The 539-nt window shown below is 39.9% G+C and carries 2 pseudogenes; both read right to left on the bottom strand.

What is annotated here, in order from left to right:
• Window positions 1-262 (bottom strand): annotated as a pseudogene (locus DMP16_RS10760) (hypothetical protein); the annotation flags it as partial.
• Window positions 232-539, bottom strand: a pseudogene (locus DMP16_RS10755) (hypothetical protein); the annotation flags it as partial. The pseudogenes DMP16_RS10760 and DMP16_RS10755, both read right to left, overlap by 31 nt.

The following is a 539-nucleotide window of genomic DNA, read 5'->3' as shown; positions in this document are numbered from 1 at the left end:
CAATTATTATATCTCCCGGCACGTAAGTGATGAATAGGAACAATATTCTTTGAGCATTCGGAGCGAAGCCGAAAATTAAGGGGGCGAAGAAACCATAAGTGAAGAAGGGATGAACAAAGGAGAAGAAGAATCCTAATATAGCCCCCTCTACTATTGCAAGTAAGGCAGATAGTTTACCTGCACCTATGCCAAAGATCTTTCTGTTCGTTAAGAATATTGTTATATCAGCCATTAGACCGTTAGTATATCTTCTATTAGCCATAATGGTTCGCCTCCAAATCCGAAGTGAAGGAGGTCACTAGTTATGTCATATATTCCCATAGCGAACATTCCAGAGCCTATTTTTCTAATTAATCCTACAGTCACGAAGAAGGCTACTATCCTTAACCAAACTGGTGGGTTAACTATGGGGTAAATTGGAGATGGCAAGTAGATTATATCGCCAATTACATGATCAGCTACAGCTACTACTGCGCCACCGATAGCAGCATAAACGAAAGCCATTACATCATAAGCTGGATCTGGCATATTATTACTTA

It is taken from the genome of Sulfolobus sp. B1 (assembly GCF_007050195.1).
In the GTDB taxonomy this organism is placed as follows: domain Archaea; phylum Thermoproteota; class Thermoprotei_A; order Sulfolobales; family Sulfolobaceae; genus Saccharolobus.
The sequence above is the reverse complement of the archived record's forward strand: the minus strand, read 5'-3'. Positions and strand labels throughout refer to the sequence as shown.